This is a genomic window from Serratia sp. JSRIV004 (assembly GCF_019968705.1).
In the GTDB taxonomy this organism is placed as follows: Bacteria; Pseudomonadota; Gammaproteobacteria; order Enterobacterales; family Enterobacteriaceae; genus Chania; species Chania fonticola_B.
Genome location: NZ_CP074140.1, coordinates 2,140,152 through 2,163,257, shown reverse-complemented (window position 1 = coordinate 2,163,257; position 23,106 = coordinate 2,140,152). Strand labels below are relative to the sequence as shown.

Annotated in this window: 20 protein-coding genes; 9 read left to right on the top strand and 11 right to left on the bottom strand. The window is 54.5% G+C overall.

Annotation, left to right across the window (positions count from 1 at the left end; all coding sequences use genetic code 11):
• Window positions 1-7: 7 nt before the first annotated feature.
• Window positions 8-589, bottom strand: coding sequence for a dCTP deaminase (gene dcd / locus KGP21_RS10390; RefSeq protein WP_021805049.1), 582 nt, complete (start codon window positions 587-589; stop codon window positions 8-10).
• 126 nt (window positions 590-715) lie between these two features.
• Window positions 716-1,357: a uridine kinase gene (gene udk / locus KGP21_RS10385; protein WP_021180590.1), complete on the bottom strand. Its 642-nt coding sequence runs from the start codon at window positions 1,355-1,357 to the stop codon at window positions 716-718.
• Window positions 1,358-1,613: 256 nt separating this feature from the next.
• On the opposite strand from udk, the gene KGP21_RS10380 reads away from it, so the two are divergent.
• The gene (locus KGP21_RS10380; RefSeq protein WP_223538048.1) at window positions 1,614-2,255 is read left to right on the top strand and encodes a phosphatase PAP2 family protein; all 642 of its coding nucleotides are present in this window, start codon (window positions 1,614-1,616) and stop codon (window positions 2,253-2,255) included.
• 233 nt (window positions 2,256-2,488) lie between these two features.
• Here the strand turns inward: KGP21_RS10380 and apbC are convergent, their stop codons facing one another.
• Window positions 2,489-3,601 carry an iron-sulfur cluster carrier protein ApbC gene (gene apbC, locus KGP21_RS10375; protein ID WP_021805051.1) on the bottom strand — a complete coding sequence of 371 codons (1,113 nt, stop codon included), beginning with the start codon at window positions 3,599-3,601 and terminating at the stop codon, window positions 2,489-2,491.
• 160 nt (window positions 3,602-3,761) lie between these two features.
• Between apbC and metG the strand changes: the two genes are divergently transcribed.
• On the top strand, window positions 3,762-5,792 hold the full coding sequence (metG, locus tag KGP21_RS10370) for a methionine--tRNA ligase (RefSeq protein ID WP_037375050.1): 2,031 nt from the start codon (window positions 3,762-3,764) through the stop codon (window positions 5,790-5,792).
• A 310-nt stretch (window positions 5,793-6,102) separates the two neighbouring features.
• Here metG and KGP21_RS10365 read toward each other — a convergent pair whose 3' ends face one another.
• Entirely contained in the window at window positions 6,103-6,420 is a 318-nt protein-coding gene (locus tag KGP21_RS10365; protein ID WP_371822689.1) for an endonuclease domain-containing protein, read from the bottom strand.
• Window positions 6,421-6,696: 276 nt separating this feature from the next.
• Here KGP21_RS10365 and KGP21_RS10360 point away from each other — a divergent pair, with 276 nt between their 5' ends.
• The 7 genes from KGP21_RS10360 (at window position 6,697) to sanA (ending at window position 14,163) form a co-directional block, all read left to right on the top strand.
• A complete protein-coding gene (locus tag KGP21_RS10360) occupies window positions 6,697-7,770 on the top strand; it encodes a sugar ABC transporter substrate-binding protein (protein ID WP_223538046.1) in 1,074 nt (357 codons plus the stop codon).
• Between the two features lie 135 nt (window positions 7,771-7,905).
• Window positions 7,906-9,129: an MFS transporter gene (locus KGP21_RS10355; protein ID WP_179249373.1), complete on the top strand. Its 1,224-nt coding sequence runs from the start codon at window positions 7,906-7,908 to the stop codon at window positions 9,127-9,129.
• Between the two features lie 139 nt (window positions 9,130-9,268).
• Entirely contained in the window at window positions 9,269-9,676 is a 408-nt protein-coding gene (locus KGP21_RS10350) for a CidA/LrgA family protein (RefSeq protein WP_059200306.1), read from the top strand.
• Entirely contained in the window at window positions 9,673-10,368 is a 696-nt protein-coding gene (locus tag KGP21_RS10345; protein WP_021805057.1) for a CidB/LrgB family autolysis modulator, read from the top strand. Before KGP21_RS10350 ends, KGP21_RS10345 begins: the two co-directional genes overlap by 4 nt.
• A 137-nt stretch (window positions 10,369-10,505) precedes the next feature.
• Window positions 10,506-11,390, top strand: coding sequence for a cytidine deaminase (gene cdd, locus KGP21_RS10340; RefSeq protein ID WP_202670744.1), 885 nt, complete (start codon window positions 10,506-10,508; stop codon window positions 11,388-11,390).
• Window positions 11,391-11,547: 157 nt separating this feature from the next.
• A complete protein-coding gene (locus KGP21_RS10335; RefSeq protein WP_021805059.1) occupies window positions 11,548-13,245 on the top strand; it encodes an NAD-dependent malic enzyme in 1,698 nt (565 codons plus the stop codon).
• A gap of 165 nt (window positions 13,246-13,410) precedes the next feature.
• Entirely contained in the window at window positions 13,411-14,163 is a 753-nt protein-coding gene (gene sanA, locus KGP21_RS10330; protein WP_021805060.1) for an outer membrane permeability protein SanA, read from the top strand.
• 436 nt (window positions 14,164-14,599) lie between these two features.
• On the opposite strand, the gene mglC is transcribed toward sanA, so the two are convergent.
• The 7 genes from mglC to KGP21_RS10295 all read right to left on the bottom strand — a co-directional run bounded on the left by mglC (window position 14,600) and on the right by KGP21_RS10295 (window position 23,061).
• The gene (mglC, locus tag KGP21_RS10325; RefSeq protein WP_021805061.1) at window positions 14,600-15,610 is read right to left on the bottom strand and encodes a galactose/methyl galactoside ABC transporter permease MglC; all 1,011 of its coding nucleotides are present in this window, start codon (window positions 15,608-15,610) and stop codon (window positions 14,600-14,602) included.
• 11 nt (window positions 15,611-15,621) lie between these two features.
• Window positions 15,622-17,130 carry a galactose/methyl galactoside ABC transporter ATP-binding protein MglA gene (gene mglA, locus KGP21_RS10320; protein WP_223501184.1) on the bottom strand — a complete coding sequence of 503 codons (1,509 nt, stop codon included), beginning with the start codon at window positions 17,128-17,130 and terminating at the stop codon, window positions 15,622-15,624.
• A 127-nt stretch (window positions 17,131-17,257) separates the two neighbouring features.
• Complete coding sequence (gene mglB / locus KGP21_RS10315) at window positions 17,258-18,250, bottom strand: galactose/glucose ABC transporter substrate-binding protein MglB (RefSeq protein ID WP_021180577.1); 993 nt, start codon at window positions 18,248-18,250, stop codon at window positions 17,258-17,260.
• A gap of 257 nt (window positions 18,251-18,507) precedes the next feature.
• Window positions 18,508-19,545 (bottom strand): HTH-type transcriptional regulator GalS, encoded by a 1,038-nt coding sequence (gene galS, locus KGP21_RS10310; RefSeq protein ID WP_223501183.1) that lies wholly within the window; start codon window positions 19,543-19,545, stop codon window positions 18,508-18,510.
• 129 nt (window positions 19,546-19,674) lie between these two features.
• Window positions 19,675-20,856 carry a DUF418 domain-containing protein YeiB gene (gene yeiB, locus KGP21_RS10305; RefSeq protein WP_094983263.1) on the bottom strand — a complete coding sequence of 394 codons (1,182 nt, stop codon included), beginning with the start codon at window positions 20,854-20,856 and terminating at the stop codon, window positions 19,675-19,677.
• Between the two features lie 67 nt (window positions 20,857-20,923).
• Window positions 20,924-21,589: a GTP cyclohydrolase I FolE gene (folE, locus tag KGP21_RS10300; protein ID WP_218519613.1), complete on the bottom strand. Its 666-nt coding sequence runs from the start codon at window positions 21,587-21,589 to the stop codon at window positions 20,924-20,926.
• A gap of 314 nt (window positions 21,590-21,903) precedes the next feature.
• Window positions 21,904-23,061, bottom strand: coding sequence for a YbfB/YjiJ family MFS transporter (locus KGP21_RS10295; protein ID WP_218519614.1), 1,158 nt, complete (start codon window positions 23,059-23,061; stop codon window positions 21,904-21,906).
• Window positions 23,062-23,106 lie beyond the last annotated feature (45 nt).

Here is a 23,106-nt window from a genome sequence, read left to right as displayed (position 1 = left end):
TTCGCTGTTAATCCTTGTCAATACGACTGGCCACGGCCCCTTGCTGATCCCTGTATTTCGCGTCCTGGCGGCTATTGTATGGCCGTGACGCAGGCCCGGAAAGCGGTTCAAAACTCAGCGCACCGATCAACATGCCAGGGCGTAGTGCCAACGGCAGCTTACCTGAATTATAGAACTCCAGCACAATACAGCCTTGCCAGCCTGGATCGATACGGTGTGCGGTAACGTGCACCATCAATCCCAGGCGGGCTAACGAAGAGCGGCCATCGAGCCAGCCAACCAGATCGTTGGGGATGGTGACCGACTCCAGCGTCACCGCCAGCGCCAGTTCACCCGGATGGAGGAAGAAAGCTTCGCCTTCCGGCAGCACGATTTCATCGCTCATTACGCGGTCTAGAGCGGCGCTCACTTCATCCTTTGGGCCACTGAGATCGATAAACGCAGCGGTATGGCCACGGAACACGCGGAACTGATTGCCCAGACGGACATCCACTGTGGCCCCGTTAATGCGCTCAATGGGAGGACGCGGTGAAATCACCAGTTTTCCGTTATCCAGCCAGGCTTCGATATCGCGGTCGCACAGTCTCATTATTTTCTCCATTCCATCAAGGCGCATAAACTTATACGAAAATTGCCACACAACGGGCTCAAGGTCTATGTCGGGACTCAAATAGTTCGTTAAAGACCAGCAAAAACAGGCTGGCCTGTTAAGGACTTATTCAAAGAATTGGCTGATTTTTGCCTTCAGGATATCTATCGCGATACGGTTTTTACCCCCGCGCGGTACGATAATATCGGCGTATTGCTTTGAAGGCTCAATAAACTGCAGGAACATTGGGCGGACGGTTTTCTGGTACTGCGCCATTACGGAATCCATGGAGCGGCCACGCTCATTCACGTCGCGCTTCATGCGGCGCATCAGGCAAATATCCAGTGGGGTATCGACAAAAATCGAGAAGTTCATTTCCTGGCGCAGGCGGATATCCGTCAATAACAGGATCCCTTCCAGGATGATGACTTTCTTGGGTTCGAGATGGATCGTCTCTTTCTTACGCGTATGTTCGGTGTAGCTATACAGCGGTAACTCAATCGCCTGGCCGGATTTCAGCATTTGCAGATGCTGGAACAGCAGGTTGTGATCCATGGCGCTGGGGTGGTCATAGTTGGTTTTGACCCGCTCTTCCATGGTCAGGTGCGTCTGGTCTTTGTAGTAACTGTCTTCCGGGATCACACCGATATGTTGATCGCCAACCTGATCGCGGAGTTCGCGGTATAACGTACTGGCAATAAGGCTTTTTCCGGAGGCTGATGCGCCAGCTATACCAATAATGACGCACTGATGCGACTTGTCAGTCATAAAATTAAAGACCTGATTTCATATGTGGGGAAAGGGGGTATAAAACAGGTCAATTATAGGGAGTTAGTGCTCTCGGCGCCAGCGTTTAGACGGTAAGGCGGGAGATTATCCCCACAAACCGGCGTAATTGACATACAGAGTATCTTTTGTCGGGGGATTTAAGATTTTTTACGCTACTGCAAATCGGCGACTCAGGGTACAATTCACGCCATCATCAAGACCGTCTTCGATCCTATTTCTTAGAGTAAAACCATACATGAACTGGCATTTCCTGACATTCTTTGGTGACAGCATGCTGCTGCTGCCCTGCGCAGCCATCGTCTTTATTATTTTACTCCTGTCCCCTACCAGCAGAAAACCGACCTGGCAATGGATGCTGCTGTTTGGCGGCGTGGGTGCCGTAGTTTGCGTATCGAAGCTGGCGTTTATGGGCTGGGGTATCGGCAGCAGCCAATGGGATTTTACCGGGTTCAGCGGCCACTCGGCCCTGTCTGCCAGTATCTGGCCGGTTTTGCTGTGGTTGCTCTGTGGGCGTTTCTCGTCGCCGGTCAGGCGCACCGCGGTGATCGTCGGCTATCTGTTGGCCGCCGCGGTAGGGTATTCACGTTTGGTGATACACGCCCATTCCACTTCTGAGGTGATCACCGGCCTGGCACTCGGCTTTATCGTCAGCAGCACCTTCTTAATGCTGCAACGTGGCACGCAGCCACCACGGCTGTCCTACCGCAAAATTGCCGTTACGCTGGCGCTGCCCCTGGTCCTGATCAATTCCGGCACTGCAGCACCGACCCAGGGGTTACTGGAAAGGATTGCCGTGACTATTGCGCCAGTAGAAAAACCTTTTGTGCGGGCTGATTTGCACAAAAAACCACAGGTTTCAGCACCTCAGAGTCGTTAATGACCCCTCACCCTAACCCTCTCCCACAGGGAGAGGGAACCGATCGAGTTAGGTTGAAAGTGTAGTGATTCTTCATCAGTACCAGCTGACTGACCCTGCTCATCCTGGTTAAAGTGACGGTCGAGCTGCCTGATCACCTTACTTACTTCCAAAAGAGCAGGGGCTATCAGCTCCCTCTCCCTGTGGGAGAGGGTTGGGGTGAGGGGACAAAGCGGGCACGTAATTCTGGGCGATTAGAGCGCGCGGAAGGAGATCTCGGTAGGGATGGCTTCCCCCTGCCAGTACATCTGAGCCGCAACGCGCCCCGCCAGTTGACGGTACATTTCGGCAAACTCGCTGTCCGGGCGGCTGACCACGGTCGGTTGCCCGCGATCCAGATCTTCTCGCAACGAGATATGCAACGGCATCTGCCCCAACAGGCGGCTATGGTATTTCTGCACCAGCTTCTCTGCCCCACCGGTACCGAAAATCGGTTCGTGATGACCACAGTTGCTGCACACGTGCATGCTCATGTTCTCAACGATGCCCAATACCGGCACATGCACCTTTTCGAACATCACAATGCCTTTAGCGGCATCAAGCAAGGCGATATCCTGAGGCGTCGTCACCACCAGCGCACCGGTCACCGGGATATTCTGCGACAGGGTCAGTTGGATATCCCCGGTCCCCGGTGGCATATCCAGTACCAGATAATCCAGATCCGGCCACAGCGTATCCTGCAACAGTTGCAGCAGCGCCTTGCTGGCCATCGGCCCGCGCCACACCATGGCGTTGTCGTCGGTCACCAGGTAGCCGATAGAGTTGGTCGCTAAACCGTGCGCCATGATCGGAGCCATATGCTGTCCGTCCGGCGAGGTTGGGCGTTCATGTTCAGTGCCCAGCATGTTGGGGATCGACGGGCCATAAATGTCCGCATCCAGGATACCCACTTTGGCACCTTCGGCGATCAGCGCCAGCGCCAGGTTGACCGCGGTGCTGGATTTCCCCACCCCGCCTTTGCCTGAGCTGACGGCAATAATGTTACGCACACCCTTCACCCCGGCCTGGTCGTTGGCGCGTTTCAAGGTGGTGATATCGTGCTTCAGCTTCCATTCGATAGCCTGAACGCCGGTCACGCGCAGCAGTTCGGCGCTTACCGATTCTTTCAGCGCCTCAAACCCACTTTGCCAGGCAAACGGCATGACTAACTCGATATGCAGGACATTGTCCAGCAGCGTACAGTGGTGAATGGCTTTCAGTGCGGTCAGGTTGTTTTTTAACGTCGGGTGTTCGAAGGCGGCCAATACTCCGGTCACCAGGGCGCGCAGAACTTCAGGGTTGGTCTGCTCAGGGGATTTGGCGTTCATCCCGGCTCCTTGATTTTGAATGGGTAGCAACCCGATAAGCATATCAGAACTGCAGGGTAACTCGCTCGTATAACCCGAAAGAAACCGCCCTAGCAGCAGAGAGCGCGATCGGGTAACATCAAAGACCCTTTTCACTCATTAAAGAAAGCAACTTTTCATTATGGCTCAAGTCGCGAAAAAATTATTGGTGACGTGCGCGCTACCGTACGCAAATGGTTCCATCCATCTCGGCCACATGCTCGAGCACATCCAGGCAGATATCTGGGTTCGTTACCAACGAATGCGCGGCAACGAAGTTCATTTCATCTGTGCGGATGACGCGCACGGTACGCCAATCATGCTCAAAGCACAGCAGATGGGTATCCCGCCAGAAGAGATGATCGCGGAAATGAGCCGCGAGCACCAACAGGATTTCGCCGGTTTTGGCATCAGCTATGAGAATTATCATTCGACCCATAGCGAAGAAAACCGTGAACTGTCAGGTATCATCTATGGCCGCTTGAAAGAGAACGGTCATATCAAGCGACGCACCATTTCTCAGCTTTACGATCCTGAGAAAGGCATGTTCCTGCCGGATCGTTTTGTGAAGGGTACCTGCCCGAAATGTAAATCTCCGGATCAATATGGCGATAACTGCGAAGTTTGTGGCGCAACCTACAGCCCAACCGAGCTGATCGACCCTAAATCCGTGGTTTCCGGCGCTACCCCGGAAATGCGTGATTCTGAGCACTACTTCTTCGACCTTCCCGCTTTCAGCGACATGCTGCAAGCCTGGACACGCTCCGGCGCGCTACAAGAGCAGGTGGCAAACAAGATGCAGGAATGGTTCGAATCCGGCCTGCAACAGTGGGATATCTCCCGCGATGCGCCGTATTTCGGCTTCGAAATTCCGGATGCCCCAGGCAAATATTTCTACGTCTGGCTGGATGCGCCAATCGGTTACATGGGCTCGTTCAAGAACCTGTGCGATAAACGCGGCGATCTGGATTTCGACGAGTTCTGGCGTAAAGACTCCACTACCGAGCTGTATCACTTCATCGGTAAGGATATCGTCTACTTCCACAGCCTGTTCTGGCCAGCAATGTTGGAAGGCAGCGATTTCCGCAAGCCAACCAGCCTGTTTGTGCACGGCTATGTGACGGTGAACGGCGCCAAGATGTCCAAGTCGCGCGGCACCTTCATTAAAGCTGGTACCTACCTCAAGCACCTGGATGCCGATTGCCTGCGTTATTACTACGCCGCCAAGCTCTCTTCACGCATCGACGATATCGACCTGAATCTGGAAGACTTCGTGCAGCGCGTGAATGCCGATATCGTGAACAAAGTGGTCAACCTGGCTTCCCGTAACGCTGGCTTTATCAACAAGCGTTTTGCCGGGAAGTTAGCCGACCACCTGGCCGACCCTGCGCTGTACCAGACCTTTGTGGATGCTGCCACCAGCATTGCGCAGGCCTATGCCAGCCGTGAAACCAGCCGGGCGATCCGCGAAATCATGGCGCTGGCCGATCTGGCCAACCGCTATGTCGATGAGCAGGCTCCTTGGGTAGTGGCGAAAGAAGAAGGCCGAGACGCCGATCTGCAAGCTATCTGTTCGATGGGCATCAACCTGTTCCGCGTGCTGATGACCTACCTGAAGCCGGTTCTGCCTGCGTTGACCGAACGTGCCGAAGCGTTCCTCAACTGCGAACTGAGCTGGGATGGCATTGAGCAGCCGCTGCTGGGCCATCAGGTGAGCACCTTCAAGGCGTTGTTCAACCGTATCGATCTCGACAAAGTGAATGAAATGGTCAATGCATCAAAAGAAGATCTGGCCGCCAGCCAGAAGGTTGTCAGCGGACCGCTGGCGGACGATCCGATCCAGGACACCATCAGCTTTGATGATTTCGCCAAAGTCGATATGCGTATCGCGCTGATCAAGAGCGCCGAGTTTGTTGAAGGTTCTGACAAGCTGCTGAAGCTGCAGTTGGATCTGGGTGGCGAATCACGCCAGATCTTCTCCGGTATTCGCTCTGCCTACCCTGATCCTTCACTGCTGGAAGGGCGTTTGACGATTATGGTGGCCAACCTGGCGCCGCGTAAAATGCGCTTTGGCGTTTCCGAAGGGATGGTGATGGCGGCTGGCCCTGGCGGCAAGGAGATCTTCCTGCTCAGCCCGGACAGCGGCGCACAGCCTGGTATGCAAGTTAAGTAAGCTTCTGTAATATCGAGAAAAGTCCCCTCACCCTAACCCTCTCCCACAGGGAGAGGGGACTGATCGAGTTCGTTGATTTTGCTGAGTCATACCCTTCCTTTCTTCTTATTCATTTCTTTACGATCTAGTAATACCTATCGAGTTCGTTGATTTCTCTGAGTCATACCCAACCTTTCTTCTGATTCATTTCTTTACGATCTAGTCATACCTGCCTTTCTTCTTATTTATTTCTTCCCGAAGCAGCACGGACTAATTATATGCTCCGCGCAGCCCCCTCGCCCTACGGGAGAGGGTTGGGGTGAGGGGTATCTCAGAAGCTAGAATGAGGGGAAACACGATCCTGCAAATGCCATAAAATCACCTGTCTCACCCCCTCCCAATTAAGTAAAACCTCATCATTCCAAAAACGAATCACGGTAAAACCTTGCTGCTCTAGAAAATAGGTGCGCTGCTGATCATAAGCCACCTGCCCCGAATGCTGACCACCATCCAGCTCAACAATCAGCTTCGCCTGCCAACACGCGAAATCGGCAAAGAAAGGCCCAACCGGAAATTGCCGTCGGAACTTAAACCCAGCCAAGCGGCGATCGCGCAGCTGCAGCCACAAAGCTTGTTCTGCCTCTGTCATATCAGATCTTAAACGGCGCGCCTTAATCAGCGTGATTGCACTCTTCATCAGCCAAGATTAGCGCCACCAGCACCGTCGATCTCCCGGTTCCTGCCAAAACTGCGCACCCCATCCAAACCAATCGTTATATCACCTGAGAAAAATTCATAAGCCGGCGGATTCCCAATTGCCAGGCATCTGGTTATGATGCTGCATTGCACTAAATAGACGTCTAGACAGAAAGATATCTAAACATCCAATTTTAACGGGAACTCTTCACCTGCTTCGGAGCCAATAATGAAAACGATAAAGACCTCACTGCTCGCCCTCAGCCTGCTGACCAGCCAGTCCCTGCTGGCCGCTGAAGCCACGCTTGCCCCCGTTCCTGACGCTATTGCTCAGCATCAAGGGCAGATCCGTGTGGCGGTGATCCGTAACCTGGGTTCCGATGACAACACCACCCAGTTTTTGGCCGGAGCCATCCAGGAGGGGCGCAAGCTCGGTTTCAAGGTCGATACCTTCCTGAGCAACGGCGATGACGCGCGCTTTCAGGACTTCGTTAACCAGGCCATCAGCCAGAAATATGACGGTATCATTCTTTCTCAAGGCCGCGCGCCCTATTCCACCGATCTCGTTAAGCGCATCGCCGCGGCAGGTATCGCGGTGTCAGCCTTTGATACCGACGTTAGCGGCGAGATCCCCGGCGTCACCGTTTCCCAACAGGATGATGCCTCGCTGGCCAATGAATCCTTCGGCCAACTGATTAAAGACTTCGACGGCAAGGCCAACATTATCAAACTGTGGGTTGCAGGCTTCCCGCCGATGGAGCGCCGCCAGGCCGCTTACCAGCAATTGCTCAAGCAAAACCCGGGCATTCATGAGTTGGAATCAATCGGGGCAGTTTCCTCCGACGTTCAGGGCGATACCGCCAATAAAGTGGGGGCGGTGCTAGCCAAATACCCGAAAGGTAAAATCGATGCCATCTGGGGCACCTGGGATGCCTTCAGCCAGGGAGCCTATAAGGCGCTGCAAGAAAATGGCCGCACCGAGATCAAGCTTTACAGCATCGATATCTCCAACCAGGATCTGCAACTGATGCGCGAAGCCGGTAGCCCGTGGAAGGTCAGCGTCGCGGTAGATACCAAGCTGATCGGAGCCGTCAACCTGCGCCTGATTGCCAACAAGCTGGCGGGCGAGCCAACGCCAGCCACCTATCAGTTTAAAGCCGCCGCCATCCCGCAAGCCTTGCTGGTCAGCCAGACTGGTCCAATCAACGTAGCCTCGCTGGGTAAAATTATTCCAGGCTGGGGCAGCAGTGAAGACTTCATCCAACCCTGGTTTGCCACCCTGCAGGCCAAATCCGGTAAATAATGCTGTTTTACCGAGGGGCTACAGACGTAGCCTCTTTTTTTTAAACAATTTTTCCGTTCGCCCCTTCTCAGCACCACAAAATACGCTACTGTAGTTGCATTGACGTAATAACTGTATGCATCAACAGGTTTGGTTATGAAGGGATTCCCCCCACTGATTAAGATATTGCTGGCAAGTTCGCTGGTGCTGACCATAGGCCGTGGCGTCACGCTGCCCTTTATCACCATTTACCTGACCGAGCACTTCCACCTGCTGCCGAAAAGCGTGGGGATTATCTTGGGCGTCAGCCTGACTATCGGCATCATCAGCAGCTTTTATGGCGGTTATCTGGTCGATCGCTTTAATAAAAATCCGCTGATCCTGCTGGCCATCCTGCTATTTTCGCTGAGCTTTTTTGCTATCCCATGGGTCTCGCACCCCGCTGGCGTTATCCTGGTGCTGGCCATCTTACATACCGCCTATGCGGTGCTCAGCATCGCCATCAAGGCCTGCTTTGCCAGTTGGCTGCCGGTAAACCAGCGTATCAAGGCCTTCTCGATCAACTATACGCTGGTGAACGTTGGCTGGGCCGTCGGCTCATCATTGGGCGTGATGGTAGCCGGTTACAGCCCACTGCTGCCGTTCTACCTGTCCGGCGGGTTGGCGTTACTGACTGTGATAACCCTGAGCTTCCGCCTGCGCAGCTATCCATCGCCACCGATAGAAGACACCGGCAACACTCCAGCGTCGGTTCTCAACTTCCGCCAGACGTTGAATGTGCTGCGCGGCGATCGGCGGCTGATTTATTTCACCCTTGGCAGCACGTTAGGCGCGGTGGTATTTGGCCAATTTACCGGCTATCTGTCGCAGTATCTGATCCTCGTTAGCGATGCCGAATTTGCTTACAAAGTGATTGGCGTGGTGATGATCGTCAACGCCTGCATCGTGATCGCCCTGCAGTATCTGCTGAGCCGCGGTATGCGCCAGGACAACATGTTGCGCTGGCTGATGCTGGGCACGCTGTTCTTCGTCCTGGGGCTGATCGGCTTTATGCTGGCAGGGCTTTCGATATGGCTATGGGTGCTGGCCATGGCGATTTTCACCCTGGGGGAAATCATCGTCATTCCGGTTGAATATATGTTTATCGACTTTATCGCCCCGCCGCACCTGAAAGGCAGCTATTACGGCGTACAGAGTCTGAGTAATCTGGGTGGTGCCATCAACCCGGTGATGTGCGGTTTCCTGCTGAGCTATGCGCCACCGCCGGTAATGTTCCTGGTGTTGATCGCCGCCGCGTTGTTCAGCCTGCTGTTCTTCTTCCTCGGCCACCGGTTGGCGGAACAGCAAAAGCCGCTTGCCAGCCTGAGCAGCGCGGAATAGCCTGGCCCGCTACACTTAAGGTGGGCCACAATCTTGCCAAAATGGCATGATAGGCATAGCGAGAATTCATGATGCGTTTTGTGGCGTAGCTCACAGTTTAATTGTATGATGAATGCGTCAACATCAACGAGAATGCACTATGGGCAACCTATTTAACCTGTGTTGGAAATATGTCAGGGCGATCGTGCTGATCTACCTCAGCCTGTTCGCCGGTAACGCCATTGCGGCGCTGCTGCCGATCGCCATCCCCGGCAGCATTATCGGGATGTTGATCCTGTTTGCCTTGCTCTCCTCACAAATTTTACCGGCCAAATGGGTCAAGCCTGGCTGCCATCTGTTTATCCGTTATATGGTGCTGCTGTTCGTGCCAATCGGCGTCGGCATCATGAAGTATTACGACCAGATAGTTGACGATCTGGCTCCGCTGATCGTGTCTTGCCTGATCAGTACGCTGCTGGTGTTTGTGGTGGTTGGCTATACTTCACATTACTTCCATCGCGAGCGTCCCATCCTCGGTAAAGCAAAAAATGCGGAGGATGAACAATGATGCAAAATATCTGGTGGTCCTTGCCGCTGACCCTGGTGGTATTTTACGCGGCACGCAAGCTGGCGCAAAAGCTCAACATGCCATTGCTGAACCCATTATTGGTCTCGATGGCGGTGATTATCCCGCTGCTGTTGCTGACCGGCATTCCTTATGAACGCTATTTTCAAGGCAGCAAAATCCTCAACGATCTGCTGCAACCGGCGGTGGTCGCCCTTGCTTTTCCGCTATACGAGCAGATCCATCAGATCCGCGCGCGTTGGAAATCCATCATCACCGTCTGCTTTATTGGCAGCATGACCGCGATGATCAGCGGCGGTGCCATTGCCCTGCTGATGGGGGCCAAACCTGAAATTGCCGCCTCGATCTTGCCAAAGTCGGTGACGACCCCAATAGCCATGGCGGTAGCCGAGTCGATTGGCGGCATCCCGGCCATCAGCGCGGTGTGCGTGATTTTTGTCGGAATTCTGGGGGCGGTTTTCGGCCATTCGCTGCTTGGCCTGTTACGGATCAACACCAATTCATCGCGCGGTTTGGCGATGGGGACCGCCTCGCATGCGTTGGGTACAGCACGCTGCGTAGAAATGGATTACCAACAGGGCGCATTCAGTTCGCTGGCTCTGGTTATCTGCGGGATTATCACTTCGCTGACCGCGCCGTTCGTATTCCCGATACTGCTGCGGCTGTTTGGTTAACGGCTAAAAACCTGCGATACATCTCGCATTTATAAGTTTCATTGCAGTTGTTTCATTAAAAAATAGATACAAGTCACATTTTGTTGTGGGCCGGTTGCCTAGAATGTTAACCCGTTAACTTGTAGAGAGACTTCCTTATGCATTCTCGCTTTCACTCCGCCTACAGCGAATTGCCTGCGGCCTTGCAATCCGCCCTGCTGCCCTATTTAGATGCGCCTGATTTCGCAGCCATGTTCAAGGCCGAGCAGATTGCGGCGATCAAGCAACAGTGCGGGTTGGATGACGATGCTCTGGCCTTTGCTCTGCTGCCATTGGCGGCGGCCTGCTCGTTAACGCCGATTTCGCATTTCCACGTTGGGGCGGTGGCGCGTGGCGTCAGCGGCAACTGGTATTTTGGTGGCAACATGGAATTCCGTGGTGCACCTATGCAACAAACCGTGCACGCGGAACAGTGCGCTGTCACGCATGCCTGGCTGCGCGGCGAAGCCAAGCTGGTCGCGGTCACCGTCAACTACTCGCCTTGCGGCCACTGCCGCCAGTTTATGAATGAGCTTAACAGCGGCACCGAGTTGGAGATCCATTTGCCTGCACGGGCAACCGCCACTCTGGGTGATTACCTGCCTTACTCCTTCGGCCCGAAAGATCTGCAAATCAGCGAGTTGCTGATGGATCCGGTCGATCACGGCTTCCAGCTGACGCTGGATGATGAACTGGCGAAAGCGGCTCTGGATGCCGCCAACCGCAGCCATGCCCCTTACAGCACCGCCCATAGCGGCGTAGCGCTGGAAGCCGAAGACGGCAAGGTTTACGCTGGCCGCTATGCAGAAAACGCCGCGTTCAACCCTAGCCTGCCGCCATTGCAGGCCGCACTGATCCTGATGAATGTCTCCGGTGGTGATTGCCAGAAAGTACGCCGTGCCGTATTGGCCGAAGCGGAAGGCGCAATCCTGACCCAGTGGGATGCCACCCGCGCCACCCTGGCGGCCTTGGGCTGCGAAGACGTCCAACGCGTGACCTTCTGATCCCTCAGGCGGAGCCACCGTGCTCCGCCGCAATCCGGCTAAAAAACCAGCAACAAGCGACAATTCCTCATTATTTACTAACAAATGCTGTACATATTTTGCCGATATCTTAGGATCGGCAGTAATAAAGCTTACCCTAGGCAAAGAGTAGAAACTGATGGAACTGGAATACGAAAGCAAACGCCCTCTCTACATCCCCTACGCTGGCCCCATTCTGTTGGAATTCCCGTTGCTGAACAAAGGCAGCGCCTTTTCCGAAGAAGAACGCAGTAACTTCAACCTGCACGGCCTGCTGCCGGAAGCGATAGAAACCATCGAAGAACAGGTGGAACGCGCTTACCGTCAGTATCAGGATTTCAAGAACGATAACGACAAGCACATCTACCTGCGCAATATCCAGGACACCAACGAAACGCTGTTCTATCGCCTGCTGGATTCGCACCTGAGCGAGATGATGCCCATCATCTATACGCCAACCGTGGGCGAAGCCTGCGAGCATTTCTCTGACATCTATCGCCGCGCACGTGGGCTGTTTATCTCCTACCCGAACCGCGATCGCATCGACGATATGCTGCAAAACGCCACCAAGCAGAACGTTAAGGTGATTGTGGTCACCGACGGGGAACGCATCCTTGGCCTAGGCGACCAGGGCATCGGGGGCATGGGTATTCCTATCGGTAAGCTCTCTCTGTACACAGCCTGTGGCGGCATCAGCCCGGCCTATACCTTGCCGGTGGTGCTGGACGTGGGCACCAACAACCCGCAGCGCCTGAACGATCCGCTCTATATGGGGTGGCGTCATCCACGTATTTCTGGCGACGAATATCACGCCTTTGTGGAAGAGTTCATCCAGGCGGTGAAACGTCGTTGGCCGAACGTGCTGTTGCAGTTTGAAGATTTTGCCCAGAATAACGCCACGCCGCTGCTTAATCGTTATCGTGATGAGCTGTGCTGCTTTAACGACGATATTCAAGGCACCGCCGCAGTGACGCTGGGCAGCCTGATCGCCGCCAGCCGTGCCGCTGGCAGCCAACTGCGCGATCAAACCGTCGCCTTCCTGGGGGCAGGTTCCGCAGGCTGTGGGATTGCCGAACAGATCATCGCCCAGATGAAATCCGAAGGGCTGAGCGAAGAAGAAGCCCGCTCTCGCGTGTTTATGGTTGACCGTTTTGGCCTGCTGACGGATAAGCTGCCGAACCTGCTCGATTTCCAGAGCAAGCTGGTGCAGAAAAGTGCCAATCTGGATCAATGGCAGGTGGAAAGCGATGCGATCTCCCTGCTGGAAGTAGTGCGCAACGCCAAGCCGACCGTGCTGATCGGCGTCTCTGGCCAGCCGGGGCTGTTTACCGAAGAACTGATCCGTGAGATGCACAAGCATTGCCCGCGTCCGATCGTGATGCCGCTGTCCAACCCAACCTCCCGCGTGGAAGCCCGGCCAGAAGATATCATCAACTGGACCGACGGTGCTGCACTGGTCGCCACTGGTAGCCCGTTCTCACCGGTAACCTATAAAGACCAGCTGTTCCCGATTGCCCAGTGCAACAACTCCTATATCTTCCCAGGGATTGGCCTTGGCGTATTGGCTGCTGGGGCAAAACGGGTCACCGATGCCATGCTGATGGCCGCCAGCCGAGCCCTGGCCGACTGTTCTCCGCTGGCTACCGACGGCCACGGCGCACTACTGCCGAATATCGATGATATTCAAGGCGTATCCAAATGCATCGCGATGGAAGTGGGCAAAGCTGCTCAGTTGCAGGGTGTAGCTGTGGTGACGTCGGAAGAGGCGTTGTCTAAAGCCATCGAGCATAACTTCTGGCGTCCGCAGTATCGTATCTACAAGCGTACCTCGTTCTAAGTTCCTCACCGGGCCTGTTAGTCAGGCCCGGTTATCACGCCAAGACCAGATTTTGCTGAAAAATGCAGCGTAACACCTGCGGTAAACGGCTCATTGCTTGCGTCTGCCGGGCAGGTAAAGTAGCCTTGAGTCTTACTTTAGCCCTCGTTCGCGCAAGGCATCAACATGTGGAAACGCCTGATAATTAGCCTGTTCATCATCATTTCGGTGCTGATGCTGTCGGCTATCGCGCTCGATCGCTGGATAAGCTGGAAAACCGCGCCTTATATTTACGAAGAAATGCAAACGCTACCACACCGTCAGGTGGGGGTGGTGCTTGGCACCTCCAAATATTACCGTACCGGAGTGCTTAACCAATATTACCGCTACCGTATTCAAGGGGCGATCAACGCCTATAACAGCGGCAAGGTGAAGTACCTGCTACTGAGCGGCGATAATGCCCAGCAAAGCTACAACGAACCGATGACCATGCGCCGCGATCTGCTGGCCGCTGGCGTTGCGCCTAGCGATATCGTGCTCGACTATGCCGGTTTCCGTACCCTCGACTCCATTGTCCGTACGCGCAAGGTGTTCGATACCAACGACTTCATCATCATCACCCAGCGATTCCACTGCGAGCGCGCCCTATTTATCGCCCTGCATATGGGTATCCAGGCGCAATGCTATGCGGTACCTTCGCCAAAAAATATGATGACGGTGCGCGTGCGCGAGATCTTTGCTCGCCTGGGTGCCCTGACCGATCTGTATATCCTCAAGCGTGAGCCCCGCTTCCTTGGCCCATTAATCCCGATATCTGCGATGCACAAGGTGCCGGAAGATGCACCGGGTTACCCGGCGGTGTCGCCGGAGCAGTTGGTAGAGCTGGAGCACAAGCTGACGGCGGAGAAGCTTAAGGCCCAGCAGCAGAAAAAGAGCTGAGTTCACCTCACGCTCCAGCGATTGCCCCTCACCCTAGCCCTCTCCCACAGGGAGAGGGGACTGTACGTGCCACAGATTGGCTCCTGCGCCTGACCACAACACTGAATGCGTAAGCGAGCACAACATGGCCACAGATAAACTCTTGTGCCTGAACGCAGCTCCGTACTGCCCCCTTTCCTTTTTGGGGAGAGGGGACCGTACGTGCCACAGATTAACTCCTGCGTCTGACCACAACACCGAATGCGTCATGGCCACAAATAAACTCCTGTCCCTGAACGCAGCTCCGTTCTGCCCCCTCTCCTTTTTGGGGAGAGGGTTGGGGTGAGGGGGAACAGCGACGAATGGAATAACAGTAAGATGGCATATCTGCCGTGTTACATAGCAAAAGCAAAACGGCCAGCAGATGCTGGCCGTTATCGTAAAGCGCAAAACAGACTTATTTTTTCTTGGCGTACTTCAGGGAGTCCAGCGCTACCGCGAAGATGATAATGCTACCCTTGATGATGTACTGCCAGTAAGGGTTCACGCCGATATAGGTCAGGCCGTAGTTGATGACGGTAAAGATGATCACCCCGGTCACCACGCCCAGCACCGTACCTACCCCACCGGCGAACGACACCCCGCCGACCACACAGGCCGCGATTGCATCCAGTTCATACATAAAGCCGAGGTTGTTAGTGGCACTACCGATACGGCCCGCCTCCAGTAAACCGCCAAAGGCATAGAACACCCCGGACAGCGCATAAATCATGATCAGGTTCAGCGGAACGTTGACGCCAGAGACTTTCGCCGCTTCCGGGTTACCACCGATGGCGAAGATATTCTTGCCGAAGCGGGTTTTATTCCACAGCACCCAGACAAAGGCGATCGCAATAATGGCGTAGAAGGTGATATAGGACAGCTTGAAGTCACCGAATCGCAAGAACCCTTGGGCAAAGGTGGAGAATTTCGGATCGAAACCGGCCACCGGTGAAGCCCCCACGTAATCGTAATACAGGGAGTTAATCCCATACACGATGATCATGGTGCCCAACGTGGTGATAAACGGCGTCACGTTGAGATAGGCAATAATCAAGCCGTTGACCAGGCCAATCACCGCGCCCACGGCGCAAACCAGCAAGATCACCAGCGGGATCGACCAGGTTTCCATATGCGGGAACACTTTGTTGACGTTATCCATCGATTGCAGCAGGGTCGCGGCAATTACCGCTGCCAACCCTACCTGACGCCCGGCGGAAAGGTCTGTCCCCTGCGTGACGATCAGCCCGGCCACGCCCAGCGCAATGATAATACGCACCGAGGATTGGGTCAGGATATTACTCAGGTTCATCAGGCTTAAAAAGGTGGGGTCCTGGATAATAATAATCGCCAGTAACACCAACAGGACCAGATAAATGCCACCCTCTTTAAAATAGGTGAACAAGGTTTTTTTATTCAGTGCGCTCATAATTACGATCCTTAAAGATGCAAGGAGGCTAGCCGCAATATTTCATTTTGCGAGGTCTGTTTGGTATTCACAATGCCCGCAACCTGACCATTACTCATCACCAATATTCTGTCGGTAATTCCCAAAAGCTCCGGCATTTCGGAAGAGATTATAATGATCCCCTTGCCCTTCTTCGCCAATTCGGTCATTAACTGGTAAATTTCAAACTTGGCCCCCACGTCGATACCGCGCGTTGGCTCATCCATCATCAGGATTTCCGGCTGTGTCAGTAGCCAGCGGCCAATGATCACCTTTTGCTGATTACCGCCGGAAAGCGAACCGATATTGGTATGGTGGCCCGGCGTTTTCACCCGCATGGCATCGATCACCCATTGGGTGTCGCTTTTCATCCGGTTATTATCCAGCAGGCCCATCTTGTTTTTGTATTGGCGAATATTGGCAATCAACGAGTTAAAGCCAATATTCAGGTAAGCATAAATACCGGTGGAACGACGCTCTTCCGTCACCAGGGCAAAACCGTGGTTGATGGCTTCGTTAGCACTGTTATTGTTGATATTTTTACCGTGCAGCTTGATGGTGCCGGCCACCTTTTCGCGGATGCCAAACAGGGTTTCCACAATGTCGGTGCGCTTGGCGCCCACCAGCCCGGCAATGCCCAGGATCTCTCCCTGATGCAGATCAAAGGAGATATCGCGGATCGAAGGCTGGTGCAAAGAGGTCAGGCCTTTCACCTCTAAAATCACCTCACCCGGCGTATTCTGACGATCGGGGAAACGCTGGCTCAGCGAACGCCCAACCATCATTGAGATAATCTTGTCCATATCCAGCCCTTCCAGCGGCTGGGTGGCGATCCATTGGCCGTCGCGCAGAATGGTGATTTCATCGCATAGCTGGAAGATCTCTTCCATCTTGTGCGAGATATACACGATGCCGCAGCCACGCTCTTTCAGCTTACGGATAATGGTGAACAGATGATTCACCTCTTTCTCGGTCAGAGAAGAGGTTGGCTCATCCATAATCACAATTTTAGCGTTGTAGGAGAACGCCTTGGCAATTTCGATCATCTGCATCTGGGATACCGACAGCGTGCCGACTTTGGCTCGGGGATCGATATCAATATCCAGTTCGTCGAAAATTTCCTTGGTGTCTTTGTACATCTTGTCCTGATCGACAAACAGCCCTTTGGTGGGATAGCGCCCCAGCCACATGTTGTCCATCACGGTACGTTGCAATACCAGGTTCAGTTCCTGATGTACCATCGAAACGCCCTGCTCCAACGCCTCTTTGGAACTTTTGAAATCGACTTCCTGCCCCTGAAACAGAATACTGCCGGAGTCTTTTTTATAAATGCCAAACAGGCATTTTAATAAGGTGGATTTTCCGGCGCCGTTCTCCCCCATTAGTGCATGAATGGAGTTTGGACGTACGCGTAAATTCACTTTGTCTAATGCCTTTACGCCGGGAAACGACTTACTGATATCCGTCATTTCCAGTAGCCACTCACGAGAGTTTTCGGCCATAAATAGTCCTGGCTAATTCTGGAACCAGCACTCTCCCAAGCTGGCTTGCAGCAGTGGAGAATTAACGGGTTCTTCTAATAAGTTCCCCCGCCTAAATTCCGGCGGGGGCATTTCTCTCTATCTCGGTTTATTTCACAAACTGAGACAGGTTATCTTTATCTACACCCACGTAAGGAATACGTACAATTTTATCGACGATCTTCCATTGGGTGCCGTCAGCAGCAGGTTTGCCCGCGGCCAGGTTCTTCGCCAGATCGAAGGTCGCCTTCGCCTGATTGTCGGCATCGTTCAGCACGGTACCGGCCATCGCCCCGGACTTCACCATTGCCAGTGCTTCTGGCAGGGCATCGACACCAAACACCGGAATGCTGCTCTTGTTATGAGCTTTCAAGGCTTCAACCGCACCCATGGCCATCGCATCGTTGTTAGCGATTACCACTTCGATCTTGTTGGCGTTAGGGCCAGACAGCCAGGCGTCCATCTTGTCTTTAGCCTGAGCGGTATCCCACATCGCGGTGTCCATCTGCAGTTGCTGAGTCTTATCGCCTTTTTCATTCAGCGTTTTGATCACGTAGGTGGTACGCGCTTCTGCGTCCGGGTGGCCTGGTTCACCTTTCAACAGTACATATTGGATCTGACCGTCTTTGTTCAGATCCCAGGCTGGGTTGGCTTTCCAGTGTTTGGCAATCAGCTCGCCCTGGATCACGCCAGACTCTTTAGAGTCGGTACCAACGTAATAGGCTTTGTCGTAGCTATCCAACGCCTTGCGGGAAGGTTCTTTGTTGTAGAACACCACCGGGATATCGTTGGCACGTGCCTTGTCAATCACCACCGGAGCGGCGGCCGGGTCCACCAGGTTGATCGCCAGCGCTTTTACGCCTTTGGCAATCAGTACGTCGATCTGGTCATTCTGCTTGGACTGGTCATTCTGTGAGTCATTCATCAGCAGCGTGACATCCGGAGAGGCCTTGGCATCTTTTTCGATCGCCTTACGCACCACCGACATAAAGTTGTCGTCATATTTGTAAATCGTGACGCCAATGCGGGTATCAGCATGCGCAGCTGCGCCAAACATCATGCTTGCGGCCAGCGCGGCCAGGGTGAAAACCTTCTTATTCATTGTCTGTCTCCGGTTTGTAGAGGGTCGTACTCGGTATTAAGCCTTTAGCCACAATGCACACAGTTGGGCGTGGCAGTTTCAAAAGAATTCCTGTCATCCGTGTTGCTTGTTATTCCTGTGATGCTGTGTCAGCGCCAGATTAAAAGCTTGGCTGGCAAGAGCCTTTGCGCTGGAAAACGACTAGAGCATAGACGGCACTATGTTAATAATCTGTGAATTTTCTCACAGATTGAAAACGGTTACACACTATTAAATGTTCAGAGAGTGACCGAAGCCTCACTTTGCCACGGCGCTACAGAATGGCGGCGTACCAGCGTCGGCATAAACAGGTGTGAAGCCTGAGGTTCAAGCTGCCCGGCAGCGCCCTTCAGCGCCAGCTCGGTAGCCAGCGTGGCCATTGAAACGATCGGATAACGGATGGTGGTCAGCTTGGGGCTGGTATAGCGGGCAATGGGGATATCATCAAACCCCACCAGCGAGAAATGCTGCGGCACTGTGATACCGTTTTCTTTCAGTACCGCCATCGCACCGGCTGCCATGGCGTCGTTATAGGCGAACACGGCGCTAAGGTGCAGGTTGCGACCCAGCAGTTCAACCATCGCTGCCTCACCCCCCTGCAGGTCCGGTGAACCATAGGCACGCCAGCTATCCGGTGGGGAAAAACCTGCCGCGGCCATCGCCTGGCTATAGCCTTGCTGGCGCAGCGGGCCGTCTTCGATGGGGTGATCGGAACCCAGGTAACCGATCCGTTGATGCCCCTGCGAGAGCAGCAAGCGCATGGCAACTTCAGCGCCAAACACATTGTTCAGGCCAACGCAGCGGTGCTCATGGCCCGTTACAATTCTGTTAATTAACACCATACCCGGGATCTGATCCATAAAGGCGATCAGTTCCGCGTCACCTAACGCTTTTGCATGAACAATCAAGGCATTGCAGCGTTGACGGATCAGCACCTCGATGGCATGGCGCTCTTTGTCCGCCTGATGATAACTGTTGCCGATCAGCAGGTATTTGTGGTTTTGCTGCGCCACTGTGTCTACCGCTTTCACTAACGCGCCGAAGAACGGATCGGAGACATCCATCACCACCACGCCCAGCGTTTCACTGCTCTGGGTAGCCAATGCCTGCGCGTTGGCGTTTGGCCGATAACCCAGTTCCGCCACGGCCTTCAGCACCTGTTCGCGGGTCTCTTTGCTGGTCAGGGTACTGTTGTTCAGCACTCGCGAGACGGTAGCGACGGACACACCCGCACGCTTCGCCACATCGCGAATGGTGGTTGAATGCACAGAATTCATGAAACGTCCCGAGGTCGACAGAGTAGACAGTGGCGCTATCCTACCCCGTTTGTCATCCTCCTCAGCGTGAATTACGTCACAGGAAAGAAAACGTTTACATACAATTTTTTAACCTACCTGCGCCAGATCTCATTTTGTCGGCTGACGTAGACTTTCGCCCGCAGCAAGGGAAGTCAGCTTGCGCCATAGCCATTCCATCGGGCCCTGCGCGAAGTACCGCAGCCACAGTGTGGAAAACAGCAGGTTAGCCAACCACACCAAGGGAACGACCGCCAATAGCTGCAAACGGTCGAGCTGTTGATAGAGGCCAAAATGAAAGAACAGCGTGCTGCAAATCAGGGTTTGTAGCAGATAATTACTTAGCGCCATCCGCCCAACCTGGGTTAACCAGTGGCTGATACGCAGACGGGAAAGCGTTGGCCAAAAACCGTAGACCAGAGCCAGGTAGCCAATAGCCTGCAGCGGCGAGCCCAACTCACGCGGCACCTGCAGCAAAAAGCCACTCCAGCGATAATCCCAATTCAGCTGCCACTGCAGCAGCACACCGGGCAACTGGATCAGCAATGAAAGCGGTATCAGCCAGGCGGCCTGACGGCGGTAATAAGCAGGCGAATAGCTGTTACGCAGCCAACCGCTGCGCATCATGCCTGCACCAAACAGCATCAGCCCGGCCAGTTGCCAGCCATACTGCGCACCGATGGCTATCAGGCTGGAAGAGAGCAGATCCAGACGGCTGCGCCAGGCTTCCGGTCCGCCTTGCAGCTTCCAGAACTTCTCATACTGCAATTCGGCCACGCTCGGCTGCCAGAAACTGCCCGGCTCACCGTGAGAGATAAACCCTAGCAGCAACAACACCGCCACGCCGATCAGATACAACACCGCCCCTGTTTTCAACAGGGTGAAGGTATTCTGCGCGTCGCGGATCATCCTCCAGCACACCAGGCCGATCAGCCCGTAGGCCAGCAGGATGTCCCCATCCCATAAGAAAATGGCGTGCCCCAAGCCAATCAGGACCAGCCAGGATAACCGGGCACGGATCCAGACTTTGCCCCGCCGTAGCAGCAGTTGCAGACCGGCACCAAACAGCAGCGCGAACATGGCCAGGAACTTGACCTGAGCGAACAGATCCAACAGTGCCCAGGTCCAGACATCGCGTGTAGAGGGCATACCCAGATAGGCGGGGTTGAGATAGGCGGCTTTCGGCAGGCCAAACGCGCTGATATTCAGCAACAGAATGCCAAGGATGGCGATACCGCGTACGCAGTCCAGCGTAGCAATGCGTGGTAGCCGGGGAGTTTCGTTAGCGTTCATGTTCTTCCGCTGTATTTCTATCAGTAAAAAGGCGCCCACAGGCGCCTTCATCGTCATAGCTCAGCCATCAACCGTGATGGTGACGCACCGCACGCAGGAACTCCTGGCGCGTATTCTGGCTGGACTTGAACAACCCACCCAGCGACGTGGTGGTGGTAGCACTGGTAGCGTCACGAATACCGCGAGCCTTGACGCAGTAATGTACCGCATCGATCGATACCGCCACGTTGTTGGTGCCTAACAGCGTTTGCAACGCCACCAGGATCTGCTGAGTCAGCCGCTCCTGTACCTGTGGGCGACGGGCAAAGAACTGCACGATGCGGTTGATTTTCGACAGGCCAATCACCGAGTCTTTGGGAATATACGCCACGGTGGCTTTACCATCGATGGTGACAAAGTGATGTTCGCAGGTGCTGGTCAAGGTAATATCACGCACCGTCACCATTTCGTCCACTTTCATCTTGTTTTCGATGACGGTGATCTTCGGGAAGTTGGCGTAATCCAGGCCGGAGAAGATCTCATCGACATACATTTTCGCAATACGGTGTGGCGTTTCTGCCAGGCTGTCGTCGGACAGATCGAGGTTCAACAGCCGCATGATTTCCGTCATGTGCTCTTTGATACGGCGCTTGCGCGTCTCACGATCCAACACTTCCCCACATAGCGGGGTTTCCAGGCCACGCGCTTCAAGCGCCGCGTGCACCAGTGCAGCTTCATTACTTAACGATGTCATGGCGATGTATCTCCAGCAGGCGGCCCCGGCAATATCCCCGTGGTCTTTCAAATTGCAGCGTTGTTATCGGCTGTTGGTTACTCGCCCCGAGTGATGAGGAGCAGTATACAGCGCCCCTACAAATCCAGGGAAAGAGCTAACTGCAGCTTGAAAGACGACGGATAGATAACGTGAACCCGATCAATATTTTCCCCCACTCTAGATGAGAGTGAGACGTTTATCCAGTGATTGTGTTTCATCCTGGTATGAAAAATCCGCATCCAGCCCGTAGCAGGCTGGCTGCGGCTATCCCACATTTTTTGTATGTATTTTACTCAAGATAACGTTGGCTTGCTGGCCGTGGCCCGCGCCGGGGTATTGATCACGAGCACACCGGCGATCAGCAGCCCCAGCACCGCTACATACAGCGCGGGTTCCAGGCGATGCGTCAGCGCCGTTGAAACCGCCGAGAGCATCGGGCCCACCAACTGACCGATGGCATAACCCGTGGTCAACAGCCCGGCCATATAGCGTGCGTGATTCGGAGCCAACTCCCTACCGTGCTGGATAGATAGCTGGACTACACTGAGGAACCCACCGCCGGTTAGCATGGCCCCTAATGCCAGGCCGGTAACGCCCGGCACCACTTCGGCACAAAGTACGCCCAGTGCCTGTACCCACAGCGTGATTGCCAGGCGGGTCTGCGTGGTGAGCCGATGACGGGTTGCAATCCCGATGATAATCCCCAGCACCGCCGCACCGCCAAAAATCGGCCAGACAAACTGGGCGAACAGGCTATCAGGGAAACGGGCCGCCGCCATCTGTGACAGGAAGGTCGCAGGCAGGATATAGCCAAAGCCCGCCAGGCTGTAGCTCCACACCAAACGCTTCAATGCCGGGGTGAGCACTAACGGTTCAGGCTTCACATCGGGGCGATGCAACTCCCCTGCCCTTGGCAAGTTAATGCTGATCGCGGCAATTAACACCAACGCCAATGCGCCATACACCAGCCAGGCCTGCGAAGCGCTCAAGCCCCAGCTGTTGATCGCCACCGCCAGCATGCCGCTGATGAATATCCCGGCCCCAGGCCCGGCAAAGACCGCAGCACTTAACGCGGGACGGCCATAATGCGCCAACCGCTCGTTAGTCCAGGCCGCCACCAACACCATCGACCAACCGCTGGCCCAACCAATCGCAAAGCGCACTGCACCATGCAGCCACTCGCCCGACACCAAGGCAGACAGCAGCGTCAGCGCCACTGCTCCCCACACGCCAAGCCACAGACGGCGCTCCACATGGCGGCTGGCACGCATCGCATCATAGGCACCGCACAGGTAGCCCAGGTAGTTCAACGCCGCCACCAGCCCGGCCCCGGTCAGGGTGAACTGGTGCTCAGCAATCATCAACGGCACCTGCGGGGTAAAGGCAAACCGGCCAATCCCCATCGCCACGATCAAAGCAATAAAACCACTCAAGGCTATTTTTAGCGCCATCGCTGTATCCAACCTGTTAAAAGAAAGTTGCGGCTAGCATGCCGC